17 protein-coding genes are annotated in these 18097 nt (G+C 49.4%); 5 read left to right on the top strand and 12 right to left on the bottom strand.

Annotated elements, in window-relative coordinates:
- Positions 1-13 precede the first annotated feature (13 nt).
- The 4 genes from Q320_RS0104675 to Q320_RS18450 are packed head-to-tail and all read left to right on the top strand — an operon-like array spanning position 14 to position 2905.
- Positions 14-358, top strand: a complete 345-nt coding sequence (locus Q320_RS0104675; RefSeq protein ID WP_027468047.1) for an ArsR/SmtB family transcription factor — start codon at positions 14-16, stop codon at positions 356-358.
- Positions 348-773: a YeeE/YedE family protein gene (locus Q320_RS0104670; RefSeq protein WP_027468046.1), complete on the top strand. Its 426-nt coding sequence runs from the start codon at positions 348-350 to the stop codon at positions 771-773. Before Q320_RS0104675 ends, Q320_RS0104670 begins: the two co-directional genes overlap by 11 nt.
- 9 nt (positions 774-782) lie before the next feature.
- Positions 783-1199, top strand: a complete 417-nt coding sequence (locus Q320_RS0104665; protein ID WP_027468045.1) for a DUF6691 family protein — start codon at positions 783-785, stop codon at positions 1197-1199.
- Positions 1196-2905: a SulP family inorganic anion transporter gene (locus tag Q320_RS18450; RefSeq protein ID WP_035852301.1), complete on the top strand. Its 1710-nt coding sequence runs from the start codon at positions 1196-1198 to the stop codon at positions 2903-2905. Before Q320_RS0104665 ends, Q320_RS18450 begins: the two co-directional genes overlap by 4 nt.
- 56 nt (positions 2906-2961) lie before the next feature.
- Here Q320_RS18450 and Q320_RS0104655 read toward each other — a convergent pair whose 3' ends face one another.
- The 4 genes from Q320_RS0104655 to Q320_RS0104640 all read right to left on the bottom strand — a co-directional run bounded on the left by Q320_RS0104655 (position 2962) and on the right by Q320_RS0104640 (position 8969).
- Complete coding sequence (locus Q320_RS0104655; RefSeq protein ID WP_035852299.1) at positions 2962-5034, bottom strand: methyl-accepting chemotaxis protein; 2073 nt, start codon at positions 5032-5034, stop codon at positions 2962-2964.
- A 213-nt stretch (positions 5035-5247) separates the two neighbouring features.
- Positions 5248-6279 (bottom strand): ABC transporter ATP-binding protein, encoded by a 1032-nt coding sequence (locus Q320_RS0104650; protein ID WP_027468043.1) that lies wholly within the window; start codon positions 6277-6279, stop codon positions 5248-5250.
- Positions 6279-7880, bottom strand: coding sequence for an ABC transporter permease (locus Q320_RS0104645; protein WP_051534468.1), 1602 nt, complete (start codon positions 7878-7880; stop codon positions 6279-6281). Before Q320_RS0104645 ends, Q320_RS0104650 begins: the two co-directional genes overlap by 1 nt.
- Before the next feature lie 96 nt (positions 7881-7976).
- Positions 7977-8969 carry an extracellular solute-binding protein gene (locus Q320_RS0104640; RefSeq protein ID WP_027468041.1) on the bottom strand — a complete coding sequence of 331 codons (993 nt, stop codon included), beginning with the start codon at positions 8967-8969 and terminating at the stop codon, positions 7977-7979.
- Positions 8970-9127: 158 nt separating this feature from the next.
- Here Q320_RS0104640 and Q320_RS0104635 point away from each other — a divergent pair, with 158 nt between their 5' ends.
- Positions 9128-10036 carry a recombination-associated protein RdgC gene (locus tag Q320_RS0104635; RefSeq protein WP_027468040.1) on the top strand — a complete coding sequence of 303 codons (909 nt, stop codon included), beginning with the start codon at positions 9128-9130 and terminating at the stop codon, positions 10034-10036.
- A 105-nt stretch (positions 10037-10141) separates the two neighbouring features.
- Here Q320_RS0104635 and Q320_RS0104630 read toward each other — a convergent pair whose 3' ends face one another.
- From Q320_RS0104630 to fliD, 8 genes are all read right to left on the bottom strand, one after another.
- Positions 10142-12148 carry an NADPH-dependent 2,4-dienoyl-CoA reductase gene (locus Q320_RS0104630; protein ID WP_027468039.1) on the bottom strand — a complete coding sequence of 669 codons (2007 nt, stop codon included), beginning with the start codon at positions 12146-12148 and terminating at the stop codon, positions 10142-10144.
- Between the two features lie 160 nt (positions 12149-12308).
- Entirely contained in the window at positions 12309-13448 is a 1140-nt protein-coding gene (locus Q320_RS0104625) for an MFS transporter (RefSeq protein WP_027468038.1), read from the bottom strand.
- Entirely contained in the window at positions 13445-13798 is a 354-nt protein-coding gene (locus Q320_RS0104620) for an EscU/YscU/HrcU family type III secretion system export apparatus switch protein (RefSeq protein WP_027468037.1), read from the bottom strand. Before Q320_RS0104620 ends, Q320_RS0104625 begins: the two co-directional genes overlap by 4 nt.
- Positions 13785-14861 carry a flagellar hook-length control protein FliK gene (gene fliK / locus Q320_RS0104615; protein ID WP_027468036.1) on the bottom strand — a complete coding sequence of 359 codons (1077 nt, stop codon included), beginning with the start codon at positions 14859-14861 and terminating at the stop codon, positions 13785-13787. The genes Q320_RS0104620 and fliK overlap by 14 nt, the downstream gene beginning before the upstream one ends.
- A 1-nt stretch (position 14862) precedes the next feature.
- Positions 14863-15300: a DUF2802 domain-containing protein gene (locus Q320_RS18445; RefSeq protein ID WP_035852293.1), complete on the bottom strand. Its 438-nt coding sequence runs from the start codon at positions 15298-15300 to the stop codon at positions 14863-14865.
- A gap of 26 nt (positions 15301-15326) precedes the next feature.
- Positions 15327-15638, bottom strand: coding sequence for a flagellar protein FliT (locus Q320_RS0104605; RefSeq protein WP_027468035.1), 312 nt, complete (start codon positions 15636-15638; stop codon positions 15327-15329).
- A gap of 1 nt (position 15639) precedes the next feature.
- Positions 15640-16101, bottom strand: coding sequence for a flagellar export chaperone FliS (fliS, locus tag Q320_RS0104600; RefSeq protein ID WP_035852292.1), 462 nt, complete (start codon positions 16099-16101; stop codon positions 15640-15642).
- On the bottom strand, positions 16101-18095 hold the full coding sequence (gene fliD / locus Q320_RS0104595; protein ID WP_035852291.1) for a flagellar filament capping protein FliD: 1995 nt from the start codon (positions 18093-18095) through the stop codon (positions 16101-16103). The genes fliS and fliD overlap by 1 nt, the downstream gene beginning before the upstream one ends.
- Between the last annotated feature and the right edge of the window lie 2 nt (positions 18096-18097).

The following is an 18097-nucleotide window of genomic DNA, read 5'->3' as shown; positions in this document are numbered from 1 at the left end:
TCAGGGTCAAACAATGAATCCAGAAGCCATCAATGCAATGCGTGCTGCGGCAGTCAACGCCACGCAAACGCTAAAAATTATGGGCAATGAAGACCGCCTCTTGCTGCTGTGCCAAATGGTCGACGGCGAAAAATGCGTTTCCGATTTCGAAGAACTACTCGACATTCGCCAACCCACATTATCTCAACAGCTGGGTGTCTTGCGTAATGCGGGCCTTGTCAACACTCGCCGCGACGGCAAGCGAATTTATTACTCTCTGGCCAGTGACGAGGTTCAGCAGCTACTCAATCTCTTATATGCACTGTATTGCCCCATCGACCTAAAACCCACACAGCCGGAGACCCAAGATGCAAATTGATTATGCACACTTTACGCCACTGGCCGCTTTGGCTGGCGGCGCGATCATCGGGCTTGCTGCGGGATTGCTGATTTTATTGGCGGGCAAAATTGCAGGCATCGCCGGTATTGTCGGTGGGCTTATTAATGGCGCAAAAGACAAAACATGGCGCGTGTTATTTGTGATCGGATTACTGGCTTCACCGTGGCTATGGCGACTATTTGCGCCACTACCCGATTTGGAAATGGTGACAACGACACCTTGGCTGATCGTCGCAGGGCTCTTAGTCGGCATCGGCACGCGCTACGCCAACGGCTGCACCAGCGGGCATGGCATTTGTGGCCTATCGCGTTATTCGGCGCGCTCTTTGGTGGCCGTTGTGAGCTTTATGGGTGCAGGTTTTGCAACCGTTTTTGTCATTAAACATATTCTTTAAGGTCTTGCCATGCAAATGAATCTAATTGGTCTTCTTACGGGGCTATTATTTGGACTCGGTTTATTACTCGCAGGTATGGCAAGCCCCAGCAAAGTACAGGGTTTTTTAGACCTTGCAGGACTGTGGGATCCTAGCCTAGCGTTTGTGATGGGCGGCGGGATTGGCGTAGCGCTCATTTTTTTCACCGCAGCAAAAAAACGCAGCACCACCGTCTTGACTCAGGAGGCGATGAAATTGCCAACAAGTAATGTCATTGATCGCCGCTTAATCCTTGGCAGTATGGCATTTGGGATAGGCTGGGGGATTGCAGGTATTTGCCCGGGCCCAGCCTTGGTCGCACTCGGCACTGGATCGATGGGCGCAGCTATTTTTGTCGCCGCCATGTTGGCTGGAATGTTTATTTTTGAACGCCTACAACGCCAATGAAACTCCCCATCCTGAACTGGCTCCCCCACTATCGCCGCGAATATGCGCTAGGTGACTTGGGCGCCAGCATCATCGTGGCGCTGCTGCTAATCCCACAAGGATTAGCCTATGCACAGTTGGCTGGGCTGCCAGCCATCAACGGCATTTACGCCAGCATTGCCCCCGTTCTGGTGTATGCCTTACTGGGCAGCAGCATGGCGCAGTCGGTTGGCCCAATGGCGATCACATCGGCAATGACCGCCACCGCATTAGCGCCCTTCGCCGCCAGCAATAGTACCGAATACATCGCGCTAGCAAGCGGGCTTACGCTCATATCAGGCGTATTGATGCTTGGATTTGGTGCGCTCAAACTTGGCAAACTTACTCGTGTACTATCAATTCCAGTCATTCAAGGGTTTAGTGCCGGAACAGCATTACTGATTGCGCTGGGACAAAGCGGCGCATTGCTCGGCACGGCATGGCGTGGCGACAATGTAATGAATTGGCTACTCGCAGCACCGCACGCACTCACGCAACTCTCGCTCACGCCCAGCTTATTTGGCTTAGCCGGATTGGCTTTACTCTGGCTCAGCAGCACACCCTGCATTGCCGCACTACAGCGCCTGCGCGTCTCTTTTAAAACCGCGCAACTCATTAGCCGGATTTTACCGCTGGGCATTCTGATCGTAGGCGGATTAATCGCCCAGAAACTGCTTGATCCAAATAGCATTCGACTAATTGGTGCACTACCCAGTGCCAGCATGACGGCAATTCAGCCTCAGCTAGATACTCATGTGCTTGCACAACTTTGGCTCCCCGCACTACTGATCGGTTTAGCTGGATTTTTACAAAGCATCACGATTGCACAGACGATTGCCGCCGAGCGCAATGAAAAAGTCGTCACCGATCAAGAGCTAATCGCCTTAGGCGGCAGCAATATGGCAGCTGCCGTGTTTGGTGGCATGCCGGTTAGCGGTGGATTTTCCCGCACAGCCGTCAACGCAAATAGTGGCGCGCGCACACCACTAGCCGGCGTAATGACCGCAGGCTGGATGCTGCTCGGGGTACTGTTCTTTAGTGATGCAATTAGTGGATTACCACTACCACTGCTGGCCGCAACGATTATTTTGGCAACAATCCGAATGATCAATCTGCAAGCCTTGCAGATTGCTTGGCGCATTGATCAGCGCGATGGTGCGGCGTGGCTACTGACTTTTTTTGCGGTACTACTGATAGGCCCAATCAATGGTATTGCGGTTGGTATCGGCGTATCGCTATTACTGTTTATTTTACGCAGTAGCAGACCACATCTTGCCGTCATTGGGCGCGTTCCCGGTAGCGAGCACTTTCGAAATGCGCTGCATTTTAAAGTCGAAATGCCCGCGCACTTACTTGCGATTCGGATTGATGAGAGCTTGTATTTCGGCAATTGCGCGCAGGTGATCGAGCAATGCCAGCAGCACCTAAAAAGCCACACGCAAGCGGCACATCTCATTTTGGTGCTATCGGCGGTCAATTCAATTGATGCAAGCGCGATTGCGGCTTTGCGTGAATTTCGCCAAGGACTGGAAAATCAGGGAGTGACCTTGCATTTGGCTGAAGTAAAAGGCCCAGTGTATGCAACGCTAGCGCATAGCACGCTATTGAGTGAACTTGGGCCCGTATTTATTTCCACTCACGCCGCAGTACAGGCTTTAAATCCGGAAAAAGACGACTTCTGTATCTAATGGGTATTGAGCTGCAAGCTATAATTAAAAAAGGCTACAGCTCAATACACCAACAATTACAATTTAAAACCACCGACAATCGCTTTTAAGCGTCCGGCCATTTTTTCCAGATCTTCGACCGAAGCGCCAACACCTGACATCGCATCACTATTGCGCTGTGACATCGTACTGATGGTTTCGATATTTTGTGCAATATCAGTGCTCGCAGCGGCTTGTTCGCGCGTTGCATTGGCAATATCGCCAATACTCACCAACAGCAGCTCGGTGCCTTGGCGCACCGTATTCATCGATACGGCAGCCTGTTGCGACAATTCCACGCTTGCGCCCACTTGACGCTGCGTCACTTGCATATGATCACCTGCTTTGTGGATTTCTTGCTGGATGGCATTCACAATCGATGAAATCTCAATCGTCGCTTCACCCGAACGACCTGCGAGTTTACGCACTTCATCGGCCACGACCGCAAAACCACGGCCCATATCGCCCGCACGCGCCGCCTCAATCGCGGCATTCAGTGCCAAGAGATTAGTTTGATCGGCAATGTCTTTAATCGTTTGTACGATTTGATTCACCTGCAAGGATTGCGTATTCAGGCTCTGCATTGAAGACACCAAATGCGCCATGGTTTCGTGGATTTGCGCGATTTCTTTGGCGACTTCATCCACTTTAATCTGACTGGCACTGGTTTCTTGCCCTGTTTCACGCGCTGTGTGCTCAAAATCGCGCGCCGAATCGGCGATATGCTGAATACTAACGGTAACTTCTTCAACACTGGCAGCTGTTGAAGTTGCCGCTTCGGCCTGATGCATTGAAGATGAACGCACTGTATGTGCCGGCCCCGCGAGTTGCTGGCTAGCTTGACTCACCGCGTCACTTTGCGATCTAACCTCGATAAACATTTTCCGCAAGGTCACAACAAACTGATTAAACGCCTGCGCAGTACGGCCAATTTCATCTTGACCATGAATCGGCAATTGGCGAGTCAAATCGCCCTCACCGGTTGAGACTTCTTCCATCGCCACAGCCAAGCGTTGCAAGGGCGCAATCAGAATATTCAGCAACACACTCAGCACAGCTACAATCGCGACCAGCGCAATTAAGCCAACAACAATCGCCCAATTTCGTGCCGCAACGGCCTCGGCAACGATGACTGATTCAGGTACCGCAACGCCAATCGACCATGGCTGATTACTATTACCCATTTTAATCGGCTGGTATTCAAACAAAGTGCCATCGCGCTCGAAATGGCTAGCTTTACCCGCTTTCAAATCGCTCATAAAGCCGGCCGGATAATCAGCATCGCTCACATTCTTGCCCGCTTTGGCGCTATCGGGCGTCACCACATACATGCCGGCATTTGAAATCAAAGTCACCGTGCCAACACCATAAGGTTTTTCTTTACCGATACTGGCTTGCAAAGAGGCCAAAGGAAAATCCAGCCCTGCAACGCCCAAAAATTTACCCGAAGGATCTTTAATCGCCACAGCCAAAGTCGACATCAAAGTTTTTACACCACCCACATCATACGGAAAAGGCTCAGTAACAGTATCTTGTTGGCGCTGCTTGGGTACAGCGTAAAAATCGCCCCAGCCACTGGCTTCATAGGGCACTTTGTATTCAGTGGGCTTGTCACGGAAAGGTTCGGCTGCTTTTTTCTGGTCAGCCCCCAACATGGTATCTTGAACAATCTTGCCTTCGCTGCGAACAATATAGGGGGTATATCTACCTGAAGGATCATGTTTCGGCCAGTCCTGCCTATACATATCATCCTTGCCATCTAGCGCATTGGGCTCCCAAATCATCCACAAACCCGACGCCAGCGGCTGCGCTTCAAGCATCCGCACAATAAGCGCATCAAGCGCTTTTCGCTCGGGTAGCGCTGCGCCCTGTAAGCCTTGCACGGCCTGCGTCAAATTAATCGGTAATTGATAGGCGGCAGAAAATTGCCCCTCAACTTGCGTGGCATAGGCCAAAGACTGCTCTTTTAAACGCAGCAAACCTTGTGCTTTAGCGGATTCATAAGCATGGTTAGCAATAATGCTAATCATAATTGCGAAACCAACAGCAATAGCGGTCGTCGTAAACAGCAAAATCTTAGTACGTAAACTCATATGACTAAAGCGCAGCATATAACCCCCAATATCAATCTCATTTTTATAGTTTAGTCGCTAATCTGTAAGTCACTGAAACAAAACGACACTCAAGCAAAACTAAATCGCTTAAGTACAAGTGAAAAAGTTTTATGGCGAGGCGTCGAAGCCGCAGGCAGTACATCGAGTACGACAAGGCGAGACAACGATGCAAGACTGGGTGGCCTTAGGCCAAAACTTTTGCTTTACCACTTAAGGTGTTTTAAATGCAATCACATGCTCACATTCGACTTCAATACCAATTGCTTCACCGATAGCATGATTATGATGACTGGGCACTAAAGACAATACGCGGTTTCCCGAAGGGAGCGCCAAGGTGTACAGAAAATGCGCACCGCGAAACACTTTTGAAATGACTTCGGCTTTCAACGGGCTATTGTCGACATGCACAATATCATCGGGGCGAATTAGCACTTCCATATCGCAACCGACACAACAATCAATCGGCACGGTGCGGCAAACCTCGCCCAATTCAAATTCAATGCACTGCGGCCCCGTTAATGTCGCAGGAAGTAATACGCCCTCGCCAATAAAATTGGCGACAAAGCGATCGACTGGCTCATGATACAAATCATACGGCGCGGCCCACTGGCGCAAACTGCCCTCCGTCATCACGCCGACCCGATCCGCCACTGCAAATGCTTCGCGCTGATCATGCGTGACCAAAATCGCCGTTGTGCCACTGGCTTTCAAAATCGCTCGTACTTCTTGACCCAAGCGTTCGCGTAGCTCGACATCCAAATTCGAGAATGGCTCATCCAATAGCAATAGCCGTGGTTTAGGTGCTAAGGCGCGTGCCAAGGCGACGCGCTGCTGCTGCCCGCCAGACAATTCATGCGGATAGCGCGCTTCAACATGGTTTAAGCCCACTAAATCAAGTAATTCGCGTACTTTTTTCGGATCTTTATTGCTAAGACCAAACGCGATATTCGCCGCCACAGTTAAGTGTGGGAATAGTGCGTAATCTTGAAACACCATGCCAATGCCACGTTCTTGCACCGGCGTTTGCTGCGCTGCCGAGCCCACTTTTCGTCCCGCCAAATAAATGTGACCACCCGATAAAGGCTCAAACCCCGCAATTGCACGCAACACCGTCGTTTTACCGCAGCCCGAAGCACCCAATAAACAGCCGATGTCACCCTCGGCCAATTCAAATGACAAGTTCTCAACGACCTTACGCCCAGCAAATGAAACCGCTAACCCATCAACTTTTAGTAAAGCCATTACTCACCCTCAGATTTTCTAACTAATAAAATCACTGGCAATAAGCCAGCCATCACAATCAATAAACTCGGCAATGCGGCGTTTTGCCACATGCCTTCTGATGTCATTTCAAACACTCGTACTGCCAAGGTGTCCCAACCAAACGGACGCGTCATCAAGGTGATCGGCATTTCCTTCATCACATCAACAAACACCATCAGCATCGCCGTGAACACACCACCGCGCAGCAAAGGGATATGCAAGCGCCACAATAAGCCACGCTCACTCACACCCAAAGTACGCGCCGCATCTTCTTGATTATGACTAATTCTTTGCATCGCACCATCAATCGGCTGAAAGCCCACCGCCATAAACCGCGCAGCCAAAGCCAATAACATCACGGCGACTGAGCCTTTCAAAATTTGAAACGTATCAAACCCCAAGGCATGCGCAATCGGTAGTAATTGGTTATCCAACCACGCAATGGGGATAAACACGCCCACCGCCAGTACCGTGCCTGGCACGGCATAACCTACCGTCGCTAAGCGCACCAACAAGGATGTTGACTTAGCCGCATAACGGCGCTGGATATAGACCAAGAGCAAGGCCAACACCGTCACGATTGCAGCAGCCAATAAAGAAATCCCAATCGAGCGCAAAATAAAACCCGGATAGCGCGCATCGAAATCCTCACGCCAAATTTGCGCGCTCCACGTGATCAATTGTAGCAAAGGAATAATAAACGCCGTCAGCAACACAAGCGTACACGCCGCACTCGCCCAAAAACCCTGACAACGAGTGAGCACAATGCGCTCCGCCGCCACTATTCGGCCATGATAACGCCGCGCCCCACGCGCCCAACGCTCCAAACCCAAAATCACCAGCACCAATAACACCAGTAGCGAGGCCAACTGCGAGGCAGCAGTTAAATTAAATAGCGCAAACCACGACTTATAAATTGCCGTCGTAAATGTATCGAAATTAAAAATCGACACCGTACCAAAATCGGCCAAGGTTTCCATCAGCGCCAAAGTCATGCCGCCAATCAACCAAGGCCGCGCCATCGGCAGCGCCACTTTCCAAAACGCACATGGGCGCGACATACCCAGCATTTGCGCCGCTTCTAGCGCCCGCTTGCCCTGAGTTAAAAACGCATTGCGCGCCAATAAATATACATAAGGGTAAAACGCTAGTGACATCACCATAATCACGCCGCCGGTGCTGCGAATGCGCGGAAACCACGCCGATGAGCCGGTTAACTCGCGGATCAAGGTTTGCACTGGACCCGTAAAGTCTAAAAAACCCACCATCACAAAGGCCAATACATAAGCGGGCATCGCCAAAGGCAGCATGAGCGCCCACGCAAAAAAACGCCGACCAGGGAATTGGCATACGGCGGTAAGCCATGCCAGCGGTACGCCCAGCAGCAATACCCCCACTGAAACGCCTAAAATCAAAACAAAAGTATTTTTTAAAACATCAGGCAACACGAATTCGAATAGATGCGACCAGATTTCAGGCTCGGGCTGCAAAAAAGACGCCATGACCACCAACAAAGGAATGACCGTGAGCAAAGCAATCGGCAAGAGAAGAAACGCGCCGCGTGGAGAGAACAAACGCATAGACATCCAGAAATATAAAATGGGCAGTCCCAGAACGGGCTGCCCATCAATTGTAACGGAGCGGACGGATTAAGCCACGCAACTTACACTCAACAATTACTTATAACCTGCTCTATCCATCAATTTAACCGCTTGCGATTGCAACTCACCCGCCTTGCTCATATTGATAACGTTAGGCTTGAAAGCGCCCCAAGAAGCCACCAACTGATCGGGTTTAACGGTTGGATTCACAGGGAATTCCATATCTTTATCGGCGTAAATATTTTGCGCTTTATTTGAAGACAACCATTCCATCAATTTCACTGCGCCCGCTTCATTTTTGGCATAACGCGTCACGCCTGCACCCGATACATTCACATGAACGCCTTCGGCTTTTTGATTTGCCCAGAAGATTTTAGCGTTAAATTTAGGATTTTTATCGACTAAACGGCCAAAATAATACGTATTGGCAATACCAACAGCGCACTGACCTGCTGCAATTGCTTCAAGTAATTTCGTGTCATCAGCAAATACATCCGTTGCCAAATTCGCCACCCAACCACGAACGACTTTCTCAGTTTTGGCTTCGCCATGTTGCGCAATCATCATTGCAACTAAAGATTGGTTGTAAACTTTTTTACTGGTACGCAAACACAATTTACCTTTCCATTTTGGATCGGCCAAGTCTTCATAGGTTGACAAGTCTTCGGCTTTAACTAAATCTGGATTGAAAAACATCGTGCGTGCACGCACTGATAGGCCATACCATTGGCCTTTATCATCACGTAAATGCGCTGGAATGTTTTTGTTCAGCGTTTCTGATTTCACAGACTTAAGCAGACCCAAATTCGAAGCTTGCCAAAGATTGCCCGCATCCACGGTGATCAGCATATCAGCGGGGGTATTGGTACCTTCCGCTTGCAAACGCGCCATTAACGGGCCTTCTTTATCCGTCAAAACTTTGATCTCAACACCGGTTTCTTTGGTGTAAGCATCAAATAAAGGCTTAATCAATTGCTCATTGCGCGCGCTGTATACGGTCACTGTTTCAGCTTGAGCAAAACCCGCCATCATCGAAAGAGCCAACAGCGATAGTGTGATGCGTTTCATTTAGATCGTCCAAATTCAAGTCATGATGTGCAGACTGTAGCACACAATAACAATCATTCTCAATATCAGCCATGCTGTAAACAACGGTAATTTCGACATTCATTTTGCATCGTTCCCAGTCGGCGCTACAATCATCCACCCACAAAAAGGAATGCCGCATGCTTTGGTTTCGTAATCTACAAATTTATCGCCTTTCGCCCGACCATAAACTCTCGAGCGAGCACATCGCCACTGAACTCGCTAAACGCCCGTTTGTGCCGTGCGGCAGCATGGATATGGAAAGCTGCGGCTGGGTGCCGCCTGCTCGCCACGCGCCTGAAGATTTTGCATTAGCGCGTCAAGATGCCGTGTTAGTTTGTCTAAAAACTGAAGAAAAAGTGCTACCCGCTGCGGTAGTCAAAGATGTTCTCGATGACCGAGTGCAGCACATTGAGGCGGAAGAAAATCGCAAGGTAGGCCGAAAAGAGCAGCGTGAACTGAAAGATCGCATCGTCGATGAACTGCTACCGCGTGCCTTTACCCGCTGCCGCAGCCATCGCGCTTTGATCGATTTGGCCAATGGCTTGATTATTGTTGATGCAGCCTCAGCGGCTAAAGCTGAATACCTACTCTCCACTTTGCGCGAAACGCTGGGTAGCTTGCCAAGCAAACTCATCGACACCGAAACCAGCCCTGCAATGGCAATGACAGATTGGCTGACCACCGAAGCACCTGATGCGTTCACGATAGGCCAAGATGCCGAGCTTAAAGTACCGGGTGACGAAGGCTCAATCGCGCGCTTTAAGCGCCAAGTCATGGACAGCGATGAAGTGCGACAGCATTTAGACGTTGGCAAAATTGCGACTCGCTTGGCCTTGGCATTTGGCGAACGCCTGACGTTTACGCTGACCGAAGCGCTAGAAATTAAATCCTTGGCAATGCTGGATGTACTCAAAGACGAAGTCAAAGATATGGACGCCGAAACGCAAGACGCGCTATTTGAATCACAAATGGCGCTACTGATCGGTGAATTGCGCGGATTTATTCCAGCATTGATTGAGGCCTTAGGCGGTGAGACCGCTAAATAGCCAAAACAGAATAAAGTATGGGTATATAATGCTAGGCATTATTAAACAATGCCTAGCATTATATACCCGTCAATCAATTAATTCAGGGCGGTTTTTAACCGCCTTTTATAAGCTCAGCGCCGTCACAAACCCCTGCTCAATCGCACGTTTCGCATCCAACTCCCCCGCCTCCAGCGCACCGCCAATTAAATGCACGGATTGCTTCAATGCCAATAATTCAGCGTACAGTGAATTCACTGACTCTTGACCTGCACAAAGAATAATCTGCTCAACGGGCAAGCATTTCTCCATGCCTTCATGTCGCAAATGCAAACCGTCATCATCAATTTTCAGATATTCAACTGAACCCCATAGATGCACGCCGCTACGCTGCAAGCCGATTCGGTGTATCCAGCCCGTCGTGCGTCCTGGCCCTGCGCCGGGTTTACCTTTGCTGCGTTTCAACAACCAAACCTCACGCTCCGGCGCATGAAGCTCTGGCGCACATAAACCACCATGACTTTGCAGAGAAGTATCAACCCCCCATTCAGCCAAATACTCTCTGCCCGTATGCAAGCCATTGACTAAGTAATCAGCGACATCCACGCCAATACCCCCTGCGCCAATAATCGCGATTTTATGCTTGGGTTTGACCTTACCTGAAATGATGTCGGGATAAGCAACAACTGAAGGATGCGCAATTCCCGTAATTTTTGCCAAGCGCGGCACGACCCCCGTTGCCACAATCACCTCATCAAACTTCCCCGCCAAGCTCGCGGCTGACACACGCTGATTAAGCTGAATGTTGACCTTGAATTTCGCCAACATCACTGAAAAATAGCGCAATGTTTCAGCAAACTCAATTTTGGCCGGAATTTGCTGTGCCAAACCAAACTGCCCGCCGATTTGAGCATCGGCTTCAAACAAGGTCACCACATGCCCCGCTTGCGCCGCAGTGAGCGCAGCAGACAGCCCTGCTGGCCCCGCGCCAACGACAGCCACTGTTTTAGGCTTGCTCGTTGCAGCAATATTCAGCTCAGTTTCTCGGCAGGCGCGCGGATTGACTAAACACGTTGCGGGCTTACCTTCAAACACATGATCGAGGCAAGCTTGATTACAAGCTATACATGTATTGATCTCTAGGGCTCTGCCTGATTGGGCTTTAAGAAGATACTCTGGATCTGCCAATAAAGGCCGCGCTAAGGACACCATATCGGCATCGCCGCGTGCGAGAATTTCTTCGGCGATTTCTGGAGTACTAATTCGATTCACAGCGATCAGCGGCACACCAACATGGGGCTTGAGCGCACGCGTTACCCAGCTGTACGCACCGCGTGGCACCGTCGCAGCAATCGTTGGAATACGCGCTTCATGCCAGCCAATACCAGTATTGAGTAGCGTCACACCAGCTAATTCCAGCGCCTGCGCCAGCTCAATCGCCTCCGCCAATGTGCCGCCCTGCTCAACCAAATCCAACAGCGAAATACGGAAAATAATAATGGAATTGGGGCCGAGTGCAGCACGGACCGCTTTGGCGATTTCCAGTGCAAAACGCTGGCGATTGGCAACACTGCCGCCCCAATAATCCTGCCGCTGATTGGTGCGCTCAACCAAAAATTGATTAATTAAATAACCTTCCGAGCCCATGATTTCCACGCCATCATAGCCAGCACGCTGCGCAAGGCTGGCAGTGTGCGCGAAATCAGTAATCGTTTGCTCAATTTCAGCAGAGGTGAGTTCACGCGGCGTGAACGGAGAAATTGGCGCCGTAATCGGCGATGGCGCGACCGAATCGGCGTGATAGGCGTAGCGCCCCGTATGCAAAATTTGTAGCGCGATTTTACCGCCAGCGGCGTGTACCGCTTGCGTCACCGGCGTATGCCGCGCGATTTGCGAGGCGTCATTAAACAGCGCTGCACCCGCAAAAGTACAGCCTGCCAAATTCGGCGCAATGCCGCCAGTGACAATCAGGCCAACACCGCCTGCGGCACGCTCGGCGTAAAATGTGGCGAGCCGCTCGGGCGCATCGGCGTGCTCTTCCAAGCCCGTATGCATCGAGCCCATCAAGGCGCGATTTTTGAGCGTGGTAAAACCTAAATCCAAAGGGGTAAATAGCTGCGGATACTGCGACATGGGTCACTCCAAACGATCGTTTGAATTACCTTAGCCTATATCGCAGTAAAAGACGATTGGGGTTATTCACCCAATCTAAGAAAAGTACGTAACCGAAAAATACATTAACAGGTATTGCCATCCAGCCATTATTACTAAAAGCCCAGATGGCAATACCCTATTAGTTCCAATTCACTTTTTTGGTACACACGGAGATCAAAGCCGCCGCCAAGGCAATCACCGCCATACCCCATGCCAGATTGCTAGCGTGCGCGATAAAGCCAATCACGGGTGGCCCCATCAGCGCACCAATCGAACCCATCGTGGTCACTGCCGCCAAAGCGACTGAACCATGCTTGGCCGCTGCCGCATACACGCAAGGCGAAACCGCTGCGACGCCCAAACCCACCAAAGCAAAACCCAATAAGGCAGGAATCAGACCGCCGAGCAGCAAGGCCAACAATAAGCCGCCGCCCGCCAATAAACCGCCCACCGTGAGCATACGCTCCGCACCAAAGCGCATCCGCCAGCCATCGCCAAACCAGCGCGCAATCAGCATCGTGCCAGAGACACAAGCGATTCCCAGCGGCGCAAGCTGCGCTGATGCACCGACCACGTCTTTTAAATACAGCGCCGACCAATCGGACATCGAGCCTTCAACAATCGTGCCACACAGCGCAATCACACCCAGCCACAGCGCAACGCCTGTTGGAATCACAAAACGCTTACCGCCACTACTGCCACTGTCTTTGATTTGCTCATGCAGCAAGCCCGGAATAGCATAAATCACGCCCAACCACAGCACAGCAGCACCCGCTACAAAATGGACAAGCACCGAATCGGTGTAGATAGTCAGCGCCGATGCAAATAGCGCAGCCAATAAGCCCCCCAAACTAAACACCGCATGCAAACGCGACATAATTGCTTGCTTACCAGCCAATTCAACCTCAACCCCTTGCGAATTCATCGCGACGTTCAAGCAGGCCACTGTGACGCCCTCAATCGCCATCACCGCAATTGCAATCGGAAACGTCGGCGCTAAAGCCAATGCAATCAGCACGCACGGCAGAGTTAAACCCGCCAAAATACACATTTTGCGTGAACCTAATTTATGCAATAAGGTTGCCGTGACAGGGAAGGAAAACACCGCGCCCAAGCCACTGGCCAGCAATAAGATGCCCACTTCTGCCGAACTCAGTCCCAATTGCATTTTGAGCGCGGGAATCCGTGATGCCCATGTACCAAAGTTGAAGCCTAAAACGAGAAAAAGCGAAGCCACCGCAAGCTGGCTGCGGCGCAAAGAAACAGAAGTATTAATCACTTGGAATCCGTTGATTGGTCTTGAGGAAGTGACGCAGTGGGCGCGTCCGGAAGTGGTAAATTGCTGAAGTCGGGCGCAAACACATCTTCACCTCGCTCTAGCATATAAATAAACGCTAATAATTCTGCCACAGCACGATACAGTTGGGGAGGAATATGGCTATCTAAATCGACTTGCATCAGCAAAGCGACCATTTCGGGCGAATCATGCACAAAAACGCCCGCTTCTTTAGCTTTTTCAATAATGCGCTCGGCCAGCAAGCCTTGCCCTTTGGCGACCACACGCGGTGCTGCACTACCTTCCCGATACGCCAAAGCGACGGCGCGTGGCGTGCTATTACGCGCCTTCATGGTCAACCTGTGATTTCACCAAAGTCAGCCCTGCCGCTTCAAAACGCTGCATTAAATCAGCTTGATGCGTTTTAATCAGTGCGGCGGTTTTTTCATCAACCGCATTAAATCGCAAAGAAAACTGCCCTTGCACCATCGTTGCAACGACCCCCACTTCGCCTAATTTAGGCAAAGTCAGATCCAGTTTAGTTTGCCACTGCCGCTGCTCTACCGCTAAGTCAGCCTGATGCTCTTGCTCATTTTGCAGTTCTAATTCCCATTTCAACGGCTGACCTGGCCAAGCATTGCCTTGCCAAACTAATGGTCGCTGCTCTAATAAATCGACTTGCTGGCGCACCAATTGCCGCATTGCCTGCTCTGGTGGTAGGTCATCCGATTTTTTGAGTGCCGCTTGCAGAGCAAGGTCTTGAGTTTTATTAGATGTGTTTACAGTATTATCAGTGGATTCTTTCGCCGCATTAGACATTGCAGCTGCTGTTTTTCCCTCATTGAAAGAGGAGGCGTTCAAGCTCGCCTGCGGCTCGCGCAGCAAGGTTTGCAATGGTCGCTGCCCCGTCACCCATTCAGCTTGGTGTGATTCATAAAACAAACCACTCTCAGCCAAACGCCCAGCCAATTGTCCGGCCAACTGGGTCGTATCGGGCTTCGCTGAAAACAAAGGTTGCGCTTGCTGCAATACCGCAGCCTTACCATCAGAGGATTTGGAGAGCACTTCATTAAGCAGCGCAGCGCCCTTACTCAGCTCTACATTAGGAGCTTGCGGCAAAGGGAGTTTTACTTCTTGCGTAGCGAGACTAAAGGTTAAAGTCGGCGACTTAGCGACCACGGTAAGATCTAGCTTTTCGCCAGGCTGGGTATTGCGCGGCAGGTTTAGGTCGAGCAATTGATCTTTAATTAGTACGGCAAATCGGCCATTAGGTAATTGATTGGTGACGGTCGCTTGAACTTTCTCACCGACAGTCAGGCGAATATCATCAGGAGAAAGCTTAACGGCTTCCAGAACCCCTTGTTGCCCACGCAAATACTGCGAAAGCAAGGTCGTCGCAGTATTACCAGGTAACATATCAGCTCCGCGCTGCGCTACGGTAAATCGCCACAATCAAATCCGCTTCACCACGAGAGATACCGCAGACAGCTGCAACTTCTGTTGCATCTGCGCCTTGTTGCGCTAAACGGATGGCTTGGGCGTAGGGAGACTCTGCAGATGACGCATTGATTTCAACAGGGAGAGTAGTGATTAATGATGGTGGAATCGCATTTTCATCAAAGTTAGATGGTAGCAGTTGCGCCGCTAACGCAGCCATTCGTACTTTAGATAGCGATAATTCTTGGCGTAATTCATCAATCTGTGCCTGAAGTAATGCAAGACCATCGGATGATTTACTTTTACGACCATGACGTAGCCAGAAAAAAAACAACTCGACCACATAAAACGACAACACAAGAATACCCACGTAGAGTAATTGCGGCCAAGTAATATATATTCCTGAATTACTCACCATACCCCCTGAAAAATCCTGTTTTTATATTAGCGATAATGGTCGTTCAGTTTGCGAGATTGCACAGTATTTTGCAAAATATCTTGTAGTTCATCGCGCCAAGCTGAAGTTAATTCAAGTAGTTGCGAATGATTAGTTTCAATCTGTCGCAATTGCGTTTCCAGCAGGGCTACCTCGTCTTCAGGGATAGATGCCCAACAAATATTCGTTAGATTTAAAGTGAGCAATTCATAGCCAGGCCAAGCTAATAACAAGTCGTCCCATTGCTCAGCCTTAGCCAAAGCCAGCAACGCTTCAATTGTTAAACCTAAATCATGAATATTCAAATTAGCCGATTTCATGCTAGGCACGACCAAAACTCCGAATATCTTTTGAAGCGTCAAGAACCTCAGCTGGCGAAGCATTCGCAACTGGTATACTCGGATCAATACTAGACCACGACGACTTAAGATCATTTAGCAATTGCAAGATTTCATCAAGCAAGTCTTTGTCATTTCTTAAATTCGCCATCAACAATTGATGGGCGCTATACTCATAAAGTGCATCTAAATTCTCAGCCAACTCGCCACCTTTGGATTTATCCAAAGAAAGACGTAAACCTTCTTCAATAATAGAAATCGCCTGAGTCAAAGCCAAGCCTTTTGCTGGAACGTTACCTTGCTCCAAATAAAATTTAGCCATATTGATAGATTTAATGGCGCCATCAAAGAGCATCACCACCAAACGATGCGGTGATGCAGTCTCCACTTGATGATCAAGGCTAGCACTACCGTAGGCATTAAGTGCTTTTTTATTAGTGATCATTATGACATCTTCGGTAAATTAGCCAGCTGAGTACTTAACCAAGTACTGGTATTTTGCATTTGCGATACAGACACATCCAAAGCGGTATACTGCGTCCGATAACGTTTTTCAATGTCAACTAAACGGCTATTCAATCTCGTTACTTGACTGGCGATGTTTTTTGCCTGTTGATTCAAACCATCAACTCGACTCGCTACTTGACCTTTGCTTGAGAGCATATCACTCAATAAAGTATCAAGTTGATAGCCCATACCACGAGAATAATTAATGGTTCCACGATCAGCACCATCGGGCGAACTCGCTGCGCCGCCCAATACTGAAAATTTCAAGCCATTATCCAGAGTCACCTGCTGACCAACACCAGTCGCTGTAGTTGCACCCGCTTTAACTACTACATCAGTCCCTGCCACCGAAATCGATGTCGCCGAGCCCAATAAGCTACCCGTCACACTCAGCGTGGCTGCTGAGCCATATTTAGCATTCGTCATCAAAATTTTATTATCAGCACCAATGGTCACTCCAACTTTAGCACCCGCAGTTTGCAACGCCGAGTCGGAATTAATCCGAGTTTGTAATTCAGCGGCCAGCTGAGCAGGCGTGTAGTCACCCGCGGTGAGTGTAATTGACGCACTCGTTCCATTGATATCAATGCCAAAAGTATTATTGCTACCACTAACATTAAAAGTGCCTCCAGCGCCTGCAAAGGAAAGGGCCTCACTCGTATAAGTCGCTTGGCTGGCATTACTGATTACAGAAATAGCAAGCCCATTAATGGTTTGCGTTTTTTTATCCACGCTATCGATTTTAATCAATGAATCGCTAGCGCGGGAATTACTAGAAAATAGGCTAATGACACCTTGCGAGTCTTTACTCAACGCCGCACTCAACTTGCTAGAGTCTAAAGTCATTTGGCCATTTTTATCAAAACTCACTCCGACCTGAGTCAATGACTTGAAATCCCCACCTGTTCCTGAAATCGTTTGTGTCATGGCTTTGCGTAGTGTATTTTGCATTTCACGCACAGTCCCATCGCCGCTCAACATACCACCTTGCTTAGTCACAGGATCAAAAGAACCTAAATCATCTAAAGTTTTAGCTAGGTCGTTATACGCTTTAACAAAATCTTGCACATTTTTTGTGATTGCACCAGTGCTTTTGCCAACACTCATGCTCACGGCACTGGTCGTTACTTTATTGAGCGTCAATGTAACGCCATCAATCGCATCACTGACTGAATTGCTCGATTTACTAATGGCAATACCATCAATTTTGAAATTGGCGTTCTGCGCAACCTGAGTTTGCGCCAAATTCATGGTTCCACCAGTCGATGCATCAAAGGCCAACATCGACAAACCGGCGGCATCGGTATTGTTGCTATCACCCGTATCCGTAGTGGTAATTTTCAAAGCATTCGATTCGCCCGTATCATTGGATACAATCGCTAGCTTGTAGCCAGTACCATCATTCACAATACTCGCCGTTACGCCTGCGCTGGCTTTGTTAATCGCATCCCGCACCCCCGTCAGCGTATTATTGCTCGCATCAATCGTGATACTTTTCGCGGTTTTATCCGGGTTGGCCGTAAAGCTCGTCACAGTGCTAGGCACAGTACCAGTCGTCGTGTATTTACCAAAAGTCAGATTGATCGTGCCAGTCCCTACAACGGTAGTTGGAGCTGCAAATGCACTAGACGCCAATTTTTGATTTTGAGCTAACTGCGAAACCTCAACCGAAAAATTACTATTGCTTGCTGTTTTACTCGCCGAAATACCAACAAATTCATTAGATGAAGAGGTGGCGGTCACTGTGTTGAAGTTGTCTGCATTAGCCAACTTTTGTGCCGTCCCCTGAAAAGTAGCCAATGCGCTTTTAATCGTACCGAAGGCGCTGATGCGATGTTGAATACCAATGTTTTTCACATCGTATTTTTGCAACGGCTGCCTCTCAATCGTCATTAATTGAGTGACAATGCTATTCACATCGATCGTAGCCATGA

The sequence above is a fragment of the Deefgea rivuli DSM 18356 genome (assembly GCF_000620145.1).
GTDB classification, from domain to species: domain Bacteria; phylum Pseudomonadota; class Gammaproteobacteria; order Burkholderiales; family Chitinibacteraceae; genus Deefgea; species Deefgea rivuli.
The sequence above is the reverse complement of the archived record's forward strand: the minus strand, read 5'-3'. Positions and strand labels throughout refer to the sequence as shown.